At 48.9% G+C, this 19,851-nt stretch carries 13 protein-coding genes; 9 read left to right on the top strand and 4 right to left on the bottom strand.

Annotation, left to right across the window (positions count from 1 at the left end; translation table 11 throughout):
• Positions 1–48: 48 nt before the first annotated feature.
• Positions 49–3,219, bottom strand: coding sequence for a TonB-dependent receptor (locus OIK42_RS15930; RefSeq protein WP_273642046.1), 3,171 nt, complete (start codon positions 3,217–3,219; stop codon positions 49–51).
• 562 nt (positions 3,220–3,781) lie between these two features.
• On the opposite strand from OIK42_RS15930, the gene OIK42_RS15925 reads away from it, so the two are divergent.
• The 5 genes from OIK42_RS15925 (at position 3,782) to OIK42_RS15905 (ending at position 8,560) form a co-directional block, all read left to right on the top strand.
• On the top strand, positions 3,782–4,567 hold the full coding sequence (locus tag OIK42_RS15925; RefSeq protein ID WP_273642045.1) for a PhnD/SsuA/transferrin family substrate-binding protein: 786 nt from the start codon (positions 3,782–3,784) through the stop codon (positions 4,565–4,567).
• Positions 4,554–5,528 (top strand): hypothetical protein, encoded by a 975-nt coding sequence (locus OIK42_RS15920; RefSeq protein WP_273642044.1) that lies wholly within the window; start codon positions 4,554–4,556, stop codon positions 5,526–5,528. The genes OIK42_RS15925 and OIK42_RS15920 overlap by 14 nt, the downstream gene beginning before the upstream one ends.
• A gap of 235 nt (positions 5,529–5,763) precedes the next feature.
• Positions 5,764–6,387: a uridine kinase gene (udk, locus tag OIK42_RS15915; RefSeq protein WP_273642043.1), complete on the top strand. Its 624-nt coding sequence runs from the start codon at positions 5,764–5,766 to the stop codon at positions 6,385–6,387.
• Between the two features lie 14 nt (positions 6,388–6,401).
• Complete coding sequence (locus OIK42_RS15910) at positions 6,402–7,613, top strand: NupC/NupG family nucleoside CNT transporter (protein WP_273642042.1); 1,212 nt, start codon at positions 6,402–6,404, stop codon at positions 7,611–7,613.
• A gap of 107 nt (positions 7,614–7,720) precedes the next feature.
• Complete coding sequence (locus OIK42_RS15905; RefSeq protein WP_273642041.1) at positions 7,721–8,560, top strand: 2OG-Fe(II) oxygenase family protein; 840 nt, start codon at positions 7,721–7,723, stop codon at positions 8,558–8,560.
• Positions 8,561–8,596: 36 nt separating this feature from the next.
• Here the strand turns inward: OIK42_RS15905 and OIK42_RS15900 are convergent, their stop codons facing one another.
• Both OIK42_RS15900 and OIK42_RS15895 read right to left on the bottom strand, forming a co-directional pair.
• Positions 8,597–9,541: a M28 family peptidase gene (locus OIK42_RS15900; RefSeq protein WP_273642040.1), complete on the bottom strand. Its 945-nt coding sequence runs from the start codon at positions 9,539–9,541 to the stop codon at positions 8,597–8,599.
• A 9-nt stretch (positions 9,542–9,550) separates the two neighbouring features.
• Complete coding sequence (locus tag OIK42_RS15895; protein ID WP_273642039.1) at positions 9,551–10,702, bottom strand: tetratricopeptide repeat protein; 1,152 nt, start codon at positions 10,700–10,702, stop codon at positions 9,551–9,553.
• Between the two features lie 173 nt (positions 10,703–10,875).
• On the opposite strand from OIK42_RS15895, the gene OIK42_RS15890 reads away from it, so the two are divergent.
• Positions 10,876–11,640 carry a ParA family protein gene (locus OIK42_RS15890; protein ID WP_273642038.1) on the top strand — a complete coding sequence of 255 codons (765 nt, stop codon included), beginning with the start codon at positions 10,876–10,878 and terminating at the stop codon, positions 11,638–11,640.
• 67 nt (positions 11,641–11,707) lie between these two features.
• On the opposite strand, the gene OIK42_RS15885 is transcribed toward OIK42_RS15890, so the two are convergent.
• Positions 11,708–12,349: a LysE family translocator gene (locus OIK42_RS15885; protein WP_273642037.1), complete on the bottom strand. Its 642-nt coding sequence runs from the start codon at positions 12,347–12,349 to the stop codon at positions 11,708–11,710.
• Between the two features lie 247 nt (positions 12,350–12,596).
• On the opposite strand from OIK42_RS15885, the gene OIK42_RS15880 reads away from it, so the two are divergent.
• The 3 genes from OIK42_RS15880 (at position 12,597) to OIK42_RS15870 (ending at position 19,584) form a co-directional block, all read left to right on the top strand.
• Complete coding sequence (locus OIK42_RS15880; protein ID WP_273642036.1) at positions 12,597–14,579, top strand: methyl-accepting chemotaxis protein; 1,983 nt, start codon at positions 12,597–12,599, stop codon at positions 14,577–14,579.
• Between the two features lie 100 nt (positions 14,580–14,679).
• Positions 14,680–16,749, top strand: coding sequence for an amidohydrolase family protein (locus OIK42_RS15875; protein WP_273642035.1), 2,070 nt, complete (start codon positions 14,680–14,682; stop codon positions 16,747–16,749).
• 90 nt (positions 16,750–16,839) lie between these two features.
• Positions 16,840–19,584, top strand: coding sequence for a M16 family metallopeptidase (locus OIK42_RS15870; protein WP_273642034.1), 2,745 nt, complete (start codon positions 16,840–16,842; stop codon positions 19,582–19,584).
• Positions 19,585–19,851: the final 267 nt, after the last annotated feature.

The raw sequence follows: 19,851 nt of genomic DNA, 5'->3' as shown, positions 1-19,851 counted from the left end.
TGCGGGGTTTTTTATTTAAGGTTTAGTACGGCGTTAGCCTGAACAAACTTAGAAGCGGTAGTTTACACCTACGCGTACTTCCCACAGCGAGGCTGCTGTAGAGAAGCTTTCACGCTGGTCTGAGCCTAAGAATTCTTCGTATACGTACTGACCATTTTCATTAATGCTGGCACCAACAACAGACTCAGAAACGAAGTTTCCTTGTCTTAGTACACCCCAGTCATCGTTTAACAGGTTACCCAGGTTTTCGATAACTAAGAATGCTGATGCTCTGTGGCTTTCACTAAAGGCTGGTAACTCCTGGCTGATGCGAACATCAACTTTGGTCCACCAATCGCCGTAGCTGCCATTACGCTCTGCAATCTTACCGCGACTTAATCCTTCTGATGCGACAAATGCATTAAACGCGTCCAGATCGAAGTCCGGGCCGTAAACAACATTAGGATCGTTGCCTTCGGTTGGTACATAAATTAACTGACGACCACCACCGGTGTCATCATCGCCGTAGTACTGATCAAGCAGATCAAGGAACTCGGTTTCACCGTCGCTATCCACACGCTGAACGTCACCGAAGGTATAGCTCATACCACGACCTTCGTTCGCCGATGCAAATACGTTAATGCGGGTATTATAACCATCAATAAACTCGTGCTTATAGCCTAAACTCAGGGTAAAGCGATGCGGGATGTTGTAGTTAGACGTCGCCACAGCCGGACTATTTGGATCGCTGGTTGCGAAGTTCGAATAGTTTGAACCTGCTACAGAGCTGGTCATTGGGTTAACATCAGTTGAATCGTTGTATGCATAAGCAAACGACACGTCCAGGCCAAAGTCGTATTCTTTAGATACCGCAAACGACAGCGTAGTGGCATCGCCAGAATCACCTGATACGTTGGTTAACAAGAATGTATTGTTAGATCCTTCATATACAGGGCGGCCATCAGGACCAGTACCAACTACTGTGCGCGATGGCTCAATGTAGGTCGCCGCATCGTTCTTTTCGGTGTAAAGAATATCGGCTTGTACCAGGTAATCGCCCGGTGCCAGATAAGTAAGACCTAACGCGTATTTCCACTCAGTAGGTACTTCAAAGTCCGGATCCATGGCAACCACGAAACGGGCTGAACCATCAGTTGGGTAATCAGCAACGTAGTCGAATAATGCCTGTGGTGGCGCAACGATTGGCGCACCGCCGCCAACGCGGTCAAGGTCAAAAATGCTGGTATTGCCGCTGTCCCATCCGGGGATATCACGTTCGTCTGCAAAGACCTGTGTTACGCCGTCGTTAGAATAAGCATTTGAAATCCACACATTGGGGTTACCGCCAGAGTACAGACCTACACCACCGTGTAGTTCCATGTCATCAGCCAACACGTAGTTGAAACCGAGACGAGGCTGCCATAAGTCCTTGCCATCCATGTTACCGGTGTTAGCAAAACCATAGAAGTCTTCAAAAGCGGAGTTATAGTTTGGACGGTCGTCTGATGACCACTTATCGTAACGCAGACCAAACAGTAAGGTCAGGTCGTCATTAACATACCAGTCATCCTGCAAGTACAGGGTAGTTGTCTGGAAGCTAAAGCTTGCTGCCACATCGTCAGGGTTGTTGGTACCAGCCGCATTGTTATAGTCAATTGAAAATGGCGTGCCTGCCTCAAAGTTTTCAATTGAAGCAAAGCGGTACTCACCGATACGGTGCTGCATAAATAAGTTGAAGACATCCAGGTCTTCGTACTCAATACCGGCAGTAATGGTGTGATCACCCATTAAATAGGTACCGGCCAGTTTAAAGGTCAGGTTATCCCAGTTCAGGTCATTGGCCTGACGTGAATCATCCGGACCGAGGTAAACAGTAGTAGAACCGGTATTGATTTGAACTTCACCAAAGCCAGTTGCTGCATCGACAGAATTTTGGCGGTTATCTAAGCTCGTTTTACCGATACGTAATTCAGTTGAAAAGTCCGCTGTCCAGTCAGAGTAGAGTGAAGCAGTGATAGTTTCAATCTCTGCGCCGCGCTCATAAAAGTGACCGTCGTAAGACAAACGAGACGTTCCGGTATCTGATTCAGAAATGTTGAAACCGTCGTTCCAGTTATAAGTGAACGCTGCACGGTGATCCTCATTGATGTTCCAGTCAACTTTCAGCAACAGTTTTTCGTCTTCTACCGGAGAAGAACCTTTAAAGCCACCTGGATCGTAACCGTACACTTCGTTAGAAATACGTGAAATCTCAGCCAGTTCGCTCTCTGTTACGCGGCTTAAGCCTGCGTATTCATGCAAACGAACGCCTTCTTTTTTCTCGTAGGCACCGAACAGGAATAACTTGTCGCTGATTAATGGCAAACCAACAGTAAAGCCATAGCGCTTTTCAGTGTAGTTGCCGTTATCGATATCAACGCCGTCAATTGAATCACCTTTGAATGAGTCAGACGTGAAATCATAGAAGGCAGAACCATGCACTTCGTTAGTACCTGATTTGGTCACGGCGTTGATGTTACACGCTGTGAAACCACCGTACTCAACGTCGAATGGTGCTAGTTCAACAGCAACCTGCTCAATCGCATCATAAGAGAAAGGGATGCTCTCGGTAGGGTAACCGTTAGAGTTAAGACCAAAATTATCGTTAAGACGCATACCGTCAAGGGTCAAACTGTTGAAACGCGGCGACGCACCAGCACACTGAATGCCGTCTGAGAAGGTTTCATCGATATAAACACGTGGATCGGCACGTACGACATCTTTAATGTCACGGTTGATGGCAGGTGCCGTTTGCAGATCTTCAAGGCTAAAGTTAGAAGAAGGGCCTTTCTGACCAAATGCAATGGATGCAATTTGCGATGCGGTTACTTCGATACGCTCAACATCTTGTTGCGCATTCAATGTAAAGTTATTCAGGTTTAAGCCACTGTCCAAAGACAAATAAACATCTGAGATTGTCGCATCTTCGAATGTCGTAGAGTCCATTACGATTTCGTATGGACCACCAACACGCAGACCAGACAGATTAAATTGACCGTTAGCATTGGCGGTAACCGTTTTCACACTGCCTGTAGGCACGTGTTTAACAGTAATAACTGTACCGGCAGCAGGTGCACCCTGTGGACCAACTACGCGACCAGTGATTTCTGAAGATGTCTGCTGCGCCATTGCGGCAGTAGACAAACCAACAGACATCGCTACTGCTAACGCAACGCGATTAAGTTTTGATTTTGTCATCATTAGTGTGTTTCCCATTTATAATCATTCGGCGTTTGCCTTGCTCCTTTTCCAAGAGCATAGAGCGTCAACCATGTGCTTCCGGCAGTAAGAGCTTTTTGTCACCACCGCCGTGATAGGTGACTTAATTTTTTGATGTTGTGTAAATCGGGCCAAGATTGTTCATTATTTTTATTGCAGCAAAATGACAGATCCGTTCTGGTTGCATTACGTAATGTAATTGACAACGTTTATTATTTTTATTTTTTCCTGAACGAACAGTCTGGTTTTACAGCGCTTATCAGAACAACTGGCCCGGCTCACAAGCCCAGCTATATTCTTCGCATAACCTCAACGAATAAACACCGTTTAAGGAAATTCAAAGTTACCTAATCAATATCTATAAAAAACAGTGCGTTAGGTTTTCAAAATAAACTTACTTATTGCATTAAATAAGTTTAACTGGTCAAATTGGTTGAACAAATAAAACTAACTGCGAACAACTTTGCACCGATTACGACTGAATCCAACAATTCGATGGTTACTTGTGGCTGTTATTTTCTTATGCAGTGCCACAGTTAGCTACGTGCAAAATTTAAAAAATATTTCTGAAATACCACCGCAAACCACCAGTCAAATGTCGTGTCCGGCGCCACTATCAGAAAATACGACCGTGTTTAGTGTGTACCTCACAGAGCAATCAATCGCCGAACGAGCACTGCCGTTATTATGCAGTAATAATGTTGTCAGGCGACAATTCGGCAACGTACAGATCACCATTGGCCGTAATGATTTTGATACGTTCAGGTTTATTAATCATGGTGTGCCTGAGCTGACGCTGGTTAAAAGCAACGTCGTTGACGCGTTTGGCGCAGAACGCATTTATCATTACGATAACATTGCTGCCCACCCTGACTACAGCGCTTATTTCATTGCATTGCGGGAAAAGCCCGAATTAAGTAAAGAATATTTGCTCGGCAAGCGGATTGGCATACTCGATTACCCGAGCAGCCGCTCCGGTCATATCGTACCTAAAACCGTGTTACAACGCCTGGGGCTCAACGATTCTAACATCAGATTGTATTACTATAACTCACATCAGGAGCTACGTCGTGCCCTGTCGGCAGGCGATGTGGATATTATCGCAAGCTACTGGGGCAAAGGCGATGAGCAAACACTATCAAGAAGTTATATTACGTCGCTCGAAAACGAAGTACCCGGCATGCGTTGGTATCTGAAAATGCAGGATAATAACACCGATCTGCGCTGCGCCATTCAGCAAGTCATTGCGCAGGTGGCCAAAAGCCATCCACGCAAGTATTACCGCGATGTGCTAATGATAAAGGGATGCGAAACAGATGCAGGTATATAATATTACGCCACAGGACTGGCTTAAGAGTATTACCACTATCGTCGTGCTGTATGTCATCTTTCAGTCTGCTGCAATACTCGGTCAGGCCGGTGCAAGGCTGTATAATGAACATCAGATGCTCCATCACATCAAAGCGCGCATCAGCCTCGACATGCAGTTTTTGGACGTGGGTAATCAGGCGTTAAATACCCCCCCGAATCAGGAGAGCCTGAAACGGTACCTGGCGCGTATCAATCATCAGCTCGAAACCCAACAAGCCGGCGTGTGGCTGGTTTCAGTACAATCGGTAACAGCGCAAACCGATGCGCAGCCCGATAATAGCCGTTTGAGCCAGTTTGTGCTGGAAAACTCTGAACAGTCGGTCACCGTGCAGTTAGCAACGCGACCACTTTATGGTTATTTGTCTTTCAGCCTGTTGGCATTACTGGCCGCTTTTATTGCATCGCCACTGTTAATAAAGACACTGCCGCGTAAGCCTGGCGTGTTAAAACACCGCGGTGCGCAGCCCCTCCCCGCGAATACCGCGGAGCCAGAGCCTAAACTTGTTATCAACTTAAATGACAAAACCATCGGTAACGGCGTCAACAACGTCACCGTACAGTTGCAAAATAAACCGCTGTGTTTTTATATCGCATTGCTTCGATACTGTATTGATAATCCCCATTCTACGCTCCTGCACCATAAAGATATCCCGGCAGAATTAACCGCCCTGGCCAGCAAGGTGTTTATTCGTTTAATGGAATTAGGCCACACCAAACGCAAACGCCCGGATTTTAATGCCAACCTGGATAAAACCCTCAGCGAAATACGCGCCGCGCTGGATGAGGTGTTTACCGGTTTCAGCGAACAAAAAACACGCTACTACCCGCCTCGCGCGCAGGGCGAAGGCTCTCGCTCGAAACAACATTCTTATGCGTTACCGGTTCTTGATCCTGACGACATCCAGGTGATTGGTGACTAACCCACAGGCAAAACAGCTTTACACAGCGCAAAAACGGCGTAACAACTGAGTATTTGCAAGCCAGGGAAACAGTGGTAATCTGAACAGATGGTCAGCATTTATTGCAAAGACTAACCATTTGCCCCGTGCTGATAGCCTCTTTATACGCCGCGTTTGCAGTAAGCGCTTGTGTTGGGATTGATTCGCGTCGTGCATTTGCGTATCTTTGCTACAGGTTAAATACGTTACTCCCACTATGCAAACACCCTTAATTATAGCAATCTCCGGAGCCTCGGGCTCGGGTAAATCACTGTTCACAGAGAACCTGATAAATGCATTTTCTGAGCAGGGCCGACCTGTGCAGATCCTTCGCGAAGATCATTATTACCGTGCGCAGGACCATCTCCCCATGGCAAAACGTGAAGAAAATAATTACGATCACCCAAATGCATTTGAGCACGAGTTATTAAAAGCGCACCTTGGTGCACTACGCAATGGTGAACCCATTGATTACCCGCACTATTGCTTTAAAACGCACACGCGATTACCCAAAACAGAGCGGTTGCATCCGGCCCCGGTTATCATTTTAGAGGGCATTATGCTGCTGGCCAGGGTTGAACTCCTGCCACTCTACGATGTGAAAATATTTATCGATACACCGCTCGACATTTGCCTGATGCGACGCATGATGCGTGACGTCAAAGAGCGCGGCAGAACCATGGATTCGGTAGCATCACAGTACGAAACAACCGTAAAACCCATGTATCATCAGTTTATCGAGCCGAGCCGGTTTACCGCAGACGTTGTTGTAACCCAGGGCGGCAAAAATCAAATTGCACTTGATGTGATCAAATCACACATACAGCAAGCCATAAATTAAGTAAGGGATTACCTATGATCAGTTTACTCGGCGTTGCCCTGCTACTCGCCATCGCTCTGGCCTTTTCCGCTAACCGGGGCGCTATTAACTGGCGTACCGTAGGCGGCGCCTTTGCCATTCAGGCCCTGGTGGGTGCATTTGTCCTGTATTTTGAACCAGGTATACAATTGCTGCTCAAATTAACGGTATTCGTTCAGAATATCATCGACTACAGTCAGGCTGGTATTGATTTCATTTTCGGTCCTATTGGCGATAAGTCTCTGGGCTTTATTTTTGCGTTTAATGTATTACCGGTCATTATTTTCTTTTCTTCGCTTATTGCCGTGCTATACCACCTGAAAATCATGAATATTATTATTCGTTTAATTGGTGGGTTATTACAGAAAACACTTAAAACCAGCCGCCCGGAGTCGATGTCGGCCGCAGCCAATATTTTTGTGGGTCAAACCGAGGCGCCGCTCGTGGTTCGCCCCTTTATCCCTGGTATGACCCGCTCTGAGTTATTTGCCATTATGGTCGGTGGTTTAGCGTCCATTGCCGGCTCTGTAATGGCGGGTTATGCAGGTATGGGGATAGAGTTGAAGTACCTGTTGGCAGCGAGCTTTATGGCCGCACCGGGAGGCTTACTGATGGCCAAAATTATGCAGCCCGAAACTGCCGCGCCACAAAATGAGCTGAATGAGTCAGAAGAACAAAACACAGTGTATGCGAATGTGTTTGATGCCGCTGCCAGCGGCGCCGCATCGGGCTTACAACTGGCACTTAATGTGGGCGCCATGTTGTTAGCATTTATCGCCCTGATTGCAATGCTAAACGGTATCATAGGCTGGGCTGGCGGCTTGTTTGACGTCGAGTCCCTGACCATCCAGCAAATTCTTGGCTTTTTATTGCAACCGGTCGCCTGGGCATTGGGCGTACCATGGAGCGAGGCGCAGGTAGCGGGCAGTTTTATTGGTCAGAAGTTTGTGGTCAATGAATTCGTTGCCTATCTTGATTTTCTGCAGGCGCAATCAACTTTAACGCCACTGAGCCAGGCTATCATTACGTTTGCACTCTGTGGATTTGCTAACCTGTCATCGATTGCCATATTAATGGGTGGGATCGGCGCCATGGCCCCCACCCGCCGCAAAGAGATTGCTCAATTAGGCCTAAAGGCCGTTTTTGCAGCCACTTTAGCCAATTTGATGAGTGCAGCATTGGCAGGTTTTTACCTATCGATGGCGTAGTAACAATAAGATTGCAGCGGCGACCGCCCTCCTGGCTTTCGCCCAAGCCTGTTTGATCTTCGGACAATAGGCAACACTTGCACTTTTATATTAACAGGAAACCACCAATGAACTTAGTTGCCGTTGATTACCGCGCCGACAATGCCGCGGAACTATTTGCCAAATCGCTGCACGAAACCGGTTTTGGCGTGCTCAAGAACCACCCTATCGAAAAACACGTGGTGAATGATATCTACACTGCCTGGCAGTCGTTTTTCGATAGTGAGGAAAAGTTTGATTACACCTACAACAAAGGCACCCAGGACGGATACTTTCCCCAGTCAGTGTCAGAAGTCGCCAAAGGCTTTACCAAAAAGGATATCAAAGAGTATTTTCACTACTACCCTTGGGGTATTTGCCCGCGCGCATTAAAAGCCCAATTAGCCGATTATTACCAGCAAGCCACCAGCCTGGCGGCGGAACTGTTGAGCTGGGTAGAAGATAATGCCCCGGCTGAGGTTAAAGCCAACTTTAATGAGCCCTTACCGCAAATGATTGACGGCAGCGAGCAAACTTTGTTGCGAGTATTACATTACCCACCGCTGGATGGTCAGGAAGAGCCCGATGCTATTCGTGCGGCCGCACACGGTGATATTAATCTGCTCACCGTTTTGCCCTCAGCCAATGAGCCGGGTCTGCAGGTACAACGCAAAGATGGGTCGTGGATGGACGTTCCCTGTGATTTTGGTAACCTGATTGTGAACATCGGTGACATGTTGCAGGAAGCCAGCGGTGGTTACTATCCGTCAACCATTCACCGGGTTATTAATCCGGAAGGTGCCGACATGTCCCGCTCGCGGATTTCCTTACCCCTGTTTTTGCATCCACGTCCGGATGTGAGCCTGTCAGACCGGTACACTGCCGGCGCCTATCTCACTGAGCGCCTGCGCGAACTGGGTGTCATCTAAACGCTCCCTGGTGCAGACTACGCGGCGAAAGCTGACTTAGTCTGCGCTCTTACCACACAGTGCGTCGAGCTTTTGCAGGTATTGCCAGGCCACATTCACCGTTTCGGCATAAAAGGCTTGATTTACCCTCGAGGAAGTATCTCTGGGCGTATGATAATAAGTGTGTCGCCCCACGCCGAGAAACAAAAAAGGCACACCCTGCTCGGCAAATGCCGCATGATCGCTGACTTTTCGCCGGTCTACGTTGCTAGGATAACGCCCGACACGGCTTCGCTCATCCGTCGCGATCATCGGCATAGTACTGGCAAACTCAATATCACTGATGAGCTGCTCAAAAGCGGGATGGCTTTTATTGCCGCTCACCAGCACCTCACGACGCCCCCCGGGTTGGGAGAGCATGTCCAGATTTAAGTTAACAAAGATGCCTGCTTTGTTGATGAGTTCTGCCCGGACAAATGCGCGGGCACCTAAAAGACCATGTTCTTCCGCATCCGACGCCAAAAATACCTGATGGCACTGACGCTGCTGTTGCTGGCTCTGAGTCGCCAAATACAGCATGGCTGCAACGCCACTGGCATTATCATCGGCACCGTTATAAATTCGCCTTCCGCTGCGGCCTATATGGTCATAGTGTGCGCTCACTACAATATAGCGGTTGGCTGGCTCAGCAGTGCCGTCACCCGGATTGGCGTTAAGCATTCCCAGCATATTGATACCGGTGATAACGTGATCGTTTTTGGTTGCAGTAAACGGATGAGTAAAGTCGTTGAGGGTTGGCAACGCGCTTAGGCCAATTTGCTGGTAGCGCTTGAGCAAATAATCGCGACTGCGCTGCGCACCTTTAGAGCCGGTTTCTCGACCTTCCATTACATCTGCAGCCAATACGTTAAGATCGTTCATCCACGGTGGCAGGTCATCATCGGCACTCACAGCGACTGTCATCAGTGCCACAAAACACCACACAAAAGCGTTAATTTTCATACTGTATATTCAATCATACTGGTTGCTTAACAGCGCTAATTTCGATAAGTATCGTTGCTTATCGGTATCAAAGCGGGCCTGGTTTAAGGCGCGTTCTAAAAATGCCAGTGCATTATCGAACTCACCATCGGCATGAGCCACTTTGCCCATGGCGAACAACACCAAATGATTGTGCCTGTCGAGTCGGTAAGCGCGACGATAATAATGCTTGGCGCGGCTTATATCGCCGGCGTCGAATGCTTCATCACCGCGGTTGAGGTGGAAATACGGGTTTTCTCTGCGCAAGTGACGAACTTCAGCCAGCAAGTTATCGGCCTCTTTCTCACGACCGGTTAAACGATATAAAATTGCGAGATTTTCTTTGGCCGTCAGATGACCCGGATCGGTTTGCGTGGCACGCAAATAAGCCTGTTCTGCATAACTGTAATATTGATTAAACCGGTACAGCACACCTAAGTTCACCCAGGCAGAAGCAAAGGAGTCATCGGATTTCAAAGCTTCGCTCAGCAGTCGAAAAGCACGGGAGAAATCACCTGCCATGAGAGCGTCGGCCGCTTTATTGTTATAATACATGGCTATCGCGCGGAACAGAGGCATAGGTTCGGCAGCAAACTGTTGTGCCTGAAGACGCGAGTCGAAATCGATTAAACGATGGGCCTGTTGCCCTTGAGAGGGGTCCCAAACGATGACGTTCACGTGGCCATTAAGCACACTGAACCCCTGCTTACGTGACCAGTACTCGGGAATATCAACCTGTTGTAACTGTGCGTCGAGACCCGCTTTACGGGCCAATGCATAGGCCATAAGCGTTAGCGATAAGCAGTTTGCCTCGCTGTTGGCAAAGGTCTCCGCCACTGGCGAATTTGCATCACTATTGTAATCAACCCCGAGGTGACGCTTAGAGAACACGCTTTCGACCAACTCATCGGTGATGGTGGAATGTTTGTGTCGGGCATCCTCTTTTAACCGGGCAATGAACGGCCCGGCGGCAGGCGGTAACGCCATAATCTGCTCAGGGGACTCAACAAGCAGGGTATCCGCTTCGGGAAAAGCGTTAGCGTATACAGGAAAGTTAGTATTTCCGCTGTCTGGTTGCATACTGATGCAGCCAACCATCCCTGTCAAGGCAACCAATATCACAACCAATGTAGGTACTTTCATCAGTCGCTCCATTGATTTGGCCTGTCCATTACAATAGCACAAGTTACATTATTTTAACATTTATCAAACATTATAAACCGTTACTTTTGCAGTGGGATATTTTATGCTGGTGTTGCTTGATTTTCATACAGAACGGACCTCGATGCTAAATAACGCAGAGGTTAGGGAGCTTCATGAAACGCGTGGTATTTAATCAGAAAGGCGGTGTGGGTAAGTCAACGATCAGTACTAATCTTGCCGCAGAGAGCGCATTAAGAGGCTACAAGACACTGTTAGTCGACTTAGATGCCCAGGGCAATAGTACTCATTACGCAGGCGTCGACATCGGCGAAGATACCCTTACGGTAGCCGATATGTTTAAACAGATTGTCGGCTGGTTTAATAAGCCGCAGCCTCCCGAAGCCTTTGTTCAGGCAACGGTGTTCGACAATCTCTTTGTCTTACCATCCGATCCGGCATTGGCGACCATAGAGCGGGAACTTGAATCGCGCTATAAGATGTTCAAACTGCGCGAAACCCTCGACTCGTTAACCGAGCAGTTTGAGCGTATTTACATCGATACGCCACCAAACTTTAACTTTTATTCCAAGGCCGCGTTAATCGCTGCAGATGAGTTTTTAGTCCCTTTTGACTGCGATCATTTCTCCGCGCAGGCAATTGAGCGGCTGCTCGATAACGTCATGGAGATTAAAGAAGACCATAATCAGTCGTTGCAGTTGTCTGGGGTGATCATCAACCAGTTTAACGCTCAGGCCAAGTTACCCGGTGCATTAATTGCTGAGCTGCAGGCGCAGGGCTTGCCGCTGTTTAATACCCGCCTGAGCAGCTCGGTCAAAGTGAAAGAGTCTCACTCGCACAGAACCCCATTGCCCTTTTTAATGCCCAGCCACAAGGTCACCAAACAAATCGCTGCACTGTTCGATGAAATAGAAGCCTGACGCCCGGTAAACGCTGCCTGGTATCGGCGCACTGCCAGGCACCCGCGTCAGTGTTTGTTCTTTCCCCCTAGTGCAGAGCAGGTGGCGCGGTATCGATCAGTAATGTTATGCCTAAGCCGATAAAAATAAGCCCCACAACCTGTTCCTGACGTACCGCTATCCGTGGATTTTTGGTCATCCAACGCCCCAGTTGATGCGAGATTTGCACCACCAGCAAATCACAACACAAGGCAATACCACTGAACAATAAACCCAGCACCAGTAAATCGTTGACTAATGCCGTACCTGTGGCGTTGGTAAACTGGGGTAAAAAGGCAATAAAAAACAAAGCTGTTTTGGGGTTACTTAGTTCTACTAACAAACTTCGACGCACTATATCGGCAGTGCCGGCCCGGACCGGTTTGCGCAGGTGCGGTGCTTTCGCATAGCGTAGTGCTGTAACCCCGAGAAATATCAAATAACCAGCCCCTGCAAATTTGATCACCAGGAAAAATACCGGCACATACAAAATCACTGCAGCCAGCCCAAAGGCGGTTGCCAGTGCGTAGGATGACGAACCAATCGCCATCCCCAGCGCCGCGGCAGTTCCGCCAGTACGACCTGATCCCAAAGTACAGGCTAAAATGTACAAATTTGATGGGCCGGGCGACAGGCTAATAATGAGTGTTGCCATCACAAAGGCGGATAAGGTGTCAGCGGTCAGGGTCATAAAGCGGCAAACTCATCATGCATAGTGGGTACTCTGTCGGTGTCATTAAGCTATGTCTGCCTTAGCATAAAAGACAGCTGGTTACTTGGTATCAATTCTTGCACTGCCCATATTGTGTCATAACAATCACGGTTTCCAGCGGTAGCGTATTATTCTCGCAAATACACTTTTCCTCACTATACTTACTGTTTAAATATCAAGCATTATTCTGGGGTTAGCTGTACAGATAATATTTTTGAGAGCGCAAATGAACGGACTTAAACGACTTTCTATAATTCATCTGACGTTATTATGTATTGGCTTACTTGGCAGTTTAATGTTGGTTATGACAGGGATTGCAGTCTCTGACAGCACCAGCGATCTGGCTCAGGCTAAGCTTGAAATCAGAGTAGTGGCGTTGGTTGATGCGGTAGAAAAGATCGCTCACAACCATGCTGTTGAACGCGGCCTGACGGCCGGCTATCTGGGCTCAGGCAGCGCCGCTGCAAAAGCCAAAGTCGACGCCCAGCGCGACAAGTCTGATGACGCGGTGCTAGCATTACGCACCCTTTCAACACAGGCGTGGCCCGACGAGGTGTCGATTACCAACCGCCTGGCCCGACTATTCTCCATACTGGAAGAAAAAGCCGCCATTCGTCGTGAAATCGACAACCAACAAGGTAGCCGCGCTTTTTCCTACTACAGCCGCTTAAATAAAACTGCCCTGGATACGGCCAGTACTCTGCTTTTGTATATTACCAATCGTCAGGTCAGTGATCGGGTCACTCACGCCCTCACCTATGCCTGGCTAAAAGAGCGTCTCGGCCAACTGCGGGGTAAAGTCAATGGTGTGTTGGCGAGTCGCTCTTTACCCGCCGAGACTGCTGACGATTTAACTGAATATGCCGCCAGTATTGATTACCTGATCAAAAATCAACAAATCGCCCTTTCCGGCCAACAGCTGACGGACTTCAATAGCGCGGTAAATTCCTCGCCTAAACGATTTATGGACAATGTATACCAGCAATTGCGTTCATCACCGGTTGATTTTGATACGCTGCCCGGCTCAACACAATGGTTTGAGCAGGCATCAGCTCAAATAGGCATGGTAAAGCAACTGTTAGACTCCACCTGGCAATCCGTGCTTGAGGCTGCCGAAAACAGCTCTCAAGCCGTACTAACCAGACTAATCATCCTGGTCGCGGCAATTGTTGTGGTGTTTCTGGTTGTTTTAGTTATGGTCATCATCCTTATCAAAACGCTCAATAGTCAGTTATCCAGCTTACAGCAAAACCTTGACGATATTTCAAAGCACGGTGATCTCACCATCGACGTCGCGTTAGACAGCACTAACGAATTGGGCGTTATTTCGAAAGCGGTTAACCGCACATTGCTGGCTATCCGCGATTTAATTACCGGTCTGGCCCAGTCGGTTGCTACCAGCACTCGTATTGGCGATAGCGTAGCCGATTCTGCCATCACCATTCACCGCGAGTCTGAACTCACTCAACAACGGGCAACCAGTATTGCCACAGCGGTAGAACAAATGACGCAAACCAGCAAGGAGATCGCTCACGCAGCCAGCAGTACCCTTGAGGCGAGCCAGACCCTTGATCACCTTGCTGACGACGCCACCGCAGCCAATAACACCATAAAAAAATCTATCGATAGCCTTTCTCAGCAAATGCAGCAGGTGGAGATCAGTGCCGGCACCATGGAAGAACACCTAACAGAAATAAGTGGTATCTTAGACACCATTAACAGCCTGTCCGACCAAACTAATTTGCTTGCTCTCAATGCGGCTATTGAGGCAGCCAGAGCAGGGGAGCACGGCCGCGGATTTGCCGTGGTCGCCGACGAGGTGCGGCAACTCGCTACCGCCAGCAGAAGCTCGTCTGACAAAATATCGTCGCTCCTTGATACGCTTGAACAGGTGAGCAGTAAAGTAATCAGCGGGGTAAGTCACAGCGCCAAAGCGGCGCGTGAATCATTAACCCTGACAGAAACTGGCGAACAAACTGCCAACACGGTTAAACAAAGTGCCAGTGCTGTCGCCCTGCAGGCCAATACGATGTCGGCGGCTGCCGAACAACAGTCAGTAACCTCTGAGATGATAGCGAAAGACATTGTATCGGTTCAGGAGGCGGCGCTGCATGAGTTTGAGGTAGCTAATCAGTTAAAAGCACTTACCGATGATCTGCAGACCAACAATGTGCTGCTGGAACGAACCATGAAAAACTTTAAGTACTAAAGGCAACCAGTCACAAGGGATATAATCGCTGCACAACTGCGCCGCCAGTATTATGATGGCGCCACCTAACGATAAAAATATATAACAGGGATAATTTATCATGCGTTTAAGATTTCTGACCGCTGCCATTGTTTTGGTAACGGCATGCAGCGGCGAAGCCCCAACAGCCAAACAAGACCATAACCCACCTTCTGAAAGCCAACAAGATGCAACCACAGCCGCTTATAAGGTTATCTTTGGTGGTACGGACGTGGGGAGTTTGACCGTTACCAATAACGGCACAGTCATCAGCCTCGATTACGGCTTTAGCAATAATGGTCGCGGTGCCAGCAGCCAGGAAACGCTGTTATTGTCGGAAGCCGGCTTGCCAATCAACTGGACCATCACCGGCAACACTACTTTTGGCAACCAGGTCGATGAGCGTTTTGAGATTGCAGACGGCAAGGCGACGTGGCGTTCAGCAGCTGGGAAAGGTGCAGATAACGCCGTTGACGCGCCGTTATACATTGCCCAAAATCCGAGCCCCTATGCCTATTATGTGTATGCCAAAACCGTTTTGGATGCTGGCGGAGAACCTTATCCGGCACTGCCCTCAGGCCAGGTTACGGTCACCCCACTTCGCGAGCTTACCCTTACCGGCAAAGAAGGTTCGGTTGGCGCTACGTTATATGCGGTAGGTGGTATCGACCTTAACCCTACCTATATACTGCTTGATACTGATGAGCGCTTTATTGGTGTAGTGTCACCACGTTTTGCTATTTTGCCTGACAATTTAAGCGGTGAGGATGCGCGCCTCAGAGAACTGGCTGCGACCTTAAACTCCGAGCGCTATGAAAACATCGCGGCCAATGTTACGCATCAGTATAACCACCCGGTACGCATTAATAATGTACGTATTTTTGACCCACACACCCTTGCGCTAACCGAGCCCCGGTCGGTTGTTGTAACGGGCAAAACCATTGCCGCTATTGAGCCACGACAAGACGGCCCCGGCACCAACGAAGTGTTTATTGAGGGTAACGGCGGCACTTTAGTGGCTGGCCTGTATGACATGCACGGCCACATGGGCGACAACCAGGCGCTACTCAACGTGATGGCGGGGGTGACCGGTGTTCGTGATATGGGCAATGAGGATGCCGTTTTGTCTGCTCTCATCGACAAAATTGAGCGCGGCATTTTAATTGGCCCGACAATTACCAAGAGCGGGTTTATTGAAGGCGTGAGTGACTTTAGTGCCGCCACTGGCGAACTAGCGCCCAGTAAAGACGATGCGCTGGCCCTGGTACGCGACTATGCCGACAAAGGTTACTGGCAAATTAAAATTTATAATTCTATGAACGGTGACTGGATAGCTGACATTGTTGAGGAAGCTCACCGCCTCGGTCTGCGTGTAGCCGGGCACGTCCCGGCGTTTTATCGGGCCGACCAGATGATTGAGGCGGGATATGACGAGCTCACGCATATCAATCAGATCATGCTCGGCTGGGTATTAGAGGCCGACGAAGACACCCGCACACTGTTTCGCATAACCGGCATGAAACGCTTTGTTGATCTGGATTTAAGCGGCGCAAAAGCACAGCGCACTTTGGATCTCATGGTGAAAAATAATATTGCTCATGATCCTACCGCTGTCATTCATGAATATGCCATGACAGGTCGTAACGGCATTACCAATAATGCCGTACTCGATTATATTGATCATATGCCAGTCAGTGTTCAACGCCAGGCTAAATCAGCCATGCTCAACGTGGCCGACGATGCCGAAGATGCGGCCTATCGCGCCGCCTACGATAAAATACTGGCAACCCTATCGCTAATGCATCAACGCGGCATATTGCTGGTCCCCGGCACCGACATGGGCGGCGCTTTTTATCTGCACCGTGAATTAGAGTTATTTACCCAAATCGGCATGACTGCAGCAGAAGCATTAAAGCGCGGTTCGTATGACATGGCCCGGTATCTTGGCCATTCAACGCGTGGCGCCGTTAAGGCAGGCAATGACGCTGACTTTTTCTTAATACCCGGCGATCCGACCAAAGATTTAAAAGCTATAAAGACCATTTCAATGGTGGCAACGCAAGGTAAATTTTACTTTCCTACCGAGGTGTATCCTGAATTTGGTATTCAGCCATTCACCGACGTACCGAAAGTGACCGAGCCAGCGCGATAGTAAATACGCTGGTGTAAAAAACGTAACATGGTAATAATAGTAATAGTAGCTGCAGCTATAGCAGACGACATTAATTAAGGATGAATAGTAATGACAATAATAAAACAAATTACCCGGCGCCTGCTGAGTATTTTGACATTAACGACAGTATGTATCGCGCCGGCCATCGCCGCAGATGACATTAATATTAGTTACGAAAAATTCACCACAGACAACGGGTTAACCGTTATTGTGCATGAAGATCGTAAAGCCCCGGTAGTCGCCGTTGCGGTGTGGTACAAAGTCGGTTCCAAAGACGAGCCAGACGGTAAGTCGGGCTTTGCCCACCTGTTTGAACACTTAATGTTTAACGGTACCGAAAACTACGACGATGAATGGTTTGGACCTCTTCAGGAGGCCGGTGCCACAGGATTAAACGGCACCACAAACTTTGATCGCACCAATTATTTTCAAACCGTTCCCACCCCCGCGCTGGAAAGAATCCTGTGGATGGAATCAGACCGCATGGGACACCTGCTGGGCGCTGTGACTCAGGAAAAGCTCGATGAGCAACGCGGTGTAGTACAAAACGAAAAACGCCAGAGTGAAGATCAGCCCTATGGCACTTTACTAACCCACGCAGTAGAAGCCCTGTTCCCCAATGAGCATCCCTATTCACACACGGTGATTGGCTCAATGGACGACCTCAACTCAGCGTCACTGGAAGACGTCAAAGCCTGGTTTAATCAGTATTATGGCCCAAACAACGCCATCTTAGTGCTCAGTGGCGATATTAACGCTGCTGAGGCGAAACCTCTGGTTAACAAATATTTCGGTGATATTGAACCGGGTCCGGCATTAACTAAATGGCAGTCTTGGGTGCCAAAGCGTAACGCAAACACCCGCCAGATTGTGCAGGATAAAGTACCCCAAACCCGCATTTACCGATTATGGGTTTCGCCCGAGAATACCAGCCCCACAGCCACTGATTTGCTCATTGCTGCCAGCGTTTTAGGTGATGGTAAGAACTCGCGGATGTACAAAGAGCTGGTGTACGACCAACAAATAGCGACCAATGCGTCGGTATTTAATTACGAATTACAAATGGCATCTCTGTTTGGTGTGAGCGTAGACGTAAAGGCCGGTGAAGACGCGGCAAAGGTCGAACGCGAAATGGATAAAATCATCAGCGAATTTTTACGTAAAGGGCCAACCAAAGACGAAGTCAAACTGGTCTCAACCAAACGCCGGGCGTCTATTATTCGTGGTCTTGAGGAAGTAGGCGGATTTGGCGGTAAAGCCGATACCCTGGCTACTGGCGAATACATTGCCGGCGACCCCAATTATTTTAAAACTGAGCTGAACGAGCTCGCCAATTCAACCCCTAAAAAGGTAAAGGCGGCAGCACAACAATGGCTTGGCGACGGCTGGCATCAAATAACCTTTGAACCCTTTGAGGAATACGCCGCCGCATCGGAAGGCGTAGACCGCAGCACCGGGTTACCGGATATTACCGCCGAGACCGAGTTAAGCTTCCCTGAAATCAGCCAGACCACCTTGTCTAACGGCATGGAGGTGGTCTTTGCCCAACGCGCGACTGTGCCACTGGTTAACGTCGCCATTCAGTTTGATGCCGGCTATGCCGCCGACGCTGGTGGCAAACTGGGTTTAGCAAGTTTTACCACCCGCATGCTTGATGAGGGCGCCGGAAAATACGATGCGCTGGAACTGGCTGCTGAGCTTGAAAAGCTGGGTACTAATTTAAACAGCGGCTCCAACCTCGACACCACAACTGTGAGCCTGTCGATGTTAAAAGAGAACATGGTGGAATCGCTGGGACTGTTAGGCGACATTTTAAAACAACCCACTTTTGCCAGCGAAGAGATTGAGCGTCAACGAACGTTAATCTTAAGCTCAATTGCACAGCAAAAAACACGGCCGGTCAGTATTGCCCTTACGCTGTTACCGCCGCTGATTTACGGTGATGACCACGCCTATGGCATCCCCTTTACGGGCTCAGGTACCGAAGAGGATGTCACTGCCATCACCCGTAGCGATCTGGTTAACTTTAAAAAGACCTGGCTGCGCCCTGACAACGCCACCATTTTTGTCGTCGGCGACACCACCCTGGATGAGATTAAACCGGTTCTGGAAAAAGAGTTTGGTAACTGGCAGGAATCTGGCTCCAAGGGAAGCAAGAAAATAGCTAAAGCCAGCCTCCCTGAGCAGGGACAGGCAATTATTATAGACCGCCCCGGTTCACAGCAGTCACTGATCCTGGCTGCCCACCTGGCACCGCCTACCGGCGCCGATAACAATATTGCTATTGAAGCCATGAACCAAACGTTAGGCGGCGCTTTTACTGCCCGGGTTAACATGAACCTGCGCGAAGACAAAGGCTGGGCCTATGGCGCCTATACCTTCTTGCAGGACGCACGTGGACAGCGCCCCTTTATGGTGTATGCGCCGGTACAAACCGATAAAACCGGTCCATCGCTGGTGGAACTCAAAAAAGAACTTATCGGTTACCTGGGCGACAAACCACCCATGCAGGATGAGTTAGAGCGAGCCCGTTTAGACGAGGTACGCTCATTGCCGGGTCAGTTTGAAACGGCTGGCTCTGTACTGGGCAGTCTGCTGTCAAGCAGCCGCTTTAACCGCCAGTACACTTACCCGGAAACACTGGTAGAAAAGTACAACAGCTTAACGTTAGACGACCTTAATGCTGCTGCCGCCGAAGTCATTCACCCGGATAAACTCACCTGGTTGATTATTGGTGATGCAGAGAAAATCAAAGCGGAAGTTGAAGCTGCGGGCCTGGGACCGGTGTCGGTACAAAGCATGAGTAGTCTGTAACCGCTGCTTTTTTATAACAGCATAATGTAAAAACCGGTGCCGGATGGCACCGGTTTTTTTATGCCTTAACAACACTAATCCTGCAAGCACTAAACAGCGACCATCGCGGCCAACACAATCGTGGCCAAACCAGCGCAAACTGAATAGCGCGCAGGGCTACATGTTTGGCAAATCTATGCCTGTGTACAAGTTTGTGAACCTGCTAAAGTAGTAGTGACCCTGTGTACGGACAGGGTCATAGATAACCGCAACCATAAAGCGTTCGCT

The sequence above is a fragment of the Alteromonas gilva genome (assembly GCF_028595265.1).
Classification (GTDB): domain Bacteria; phylum Pseudomonadota; class Gammaproteobacteria; order Enterobacterales; family Alteromonadaceae; genus Alteromonas; species Alteromonas gilva.
This window is presented reverse-complemented; position numbering and strand designations above follow the sequence as displayed.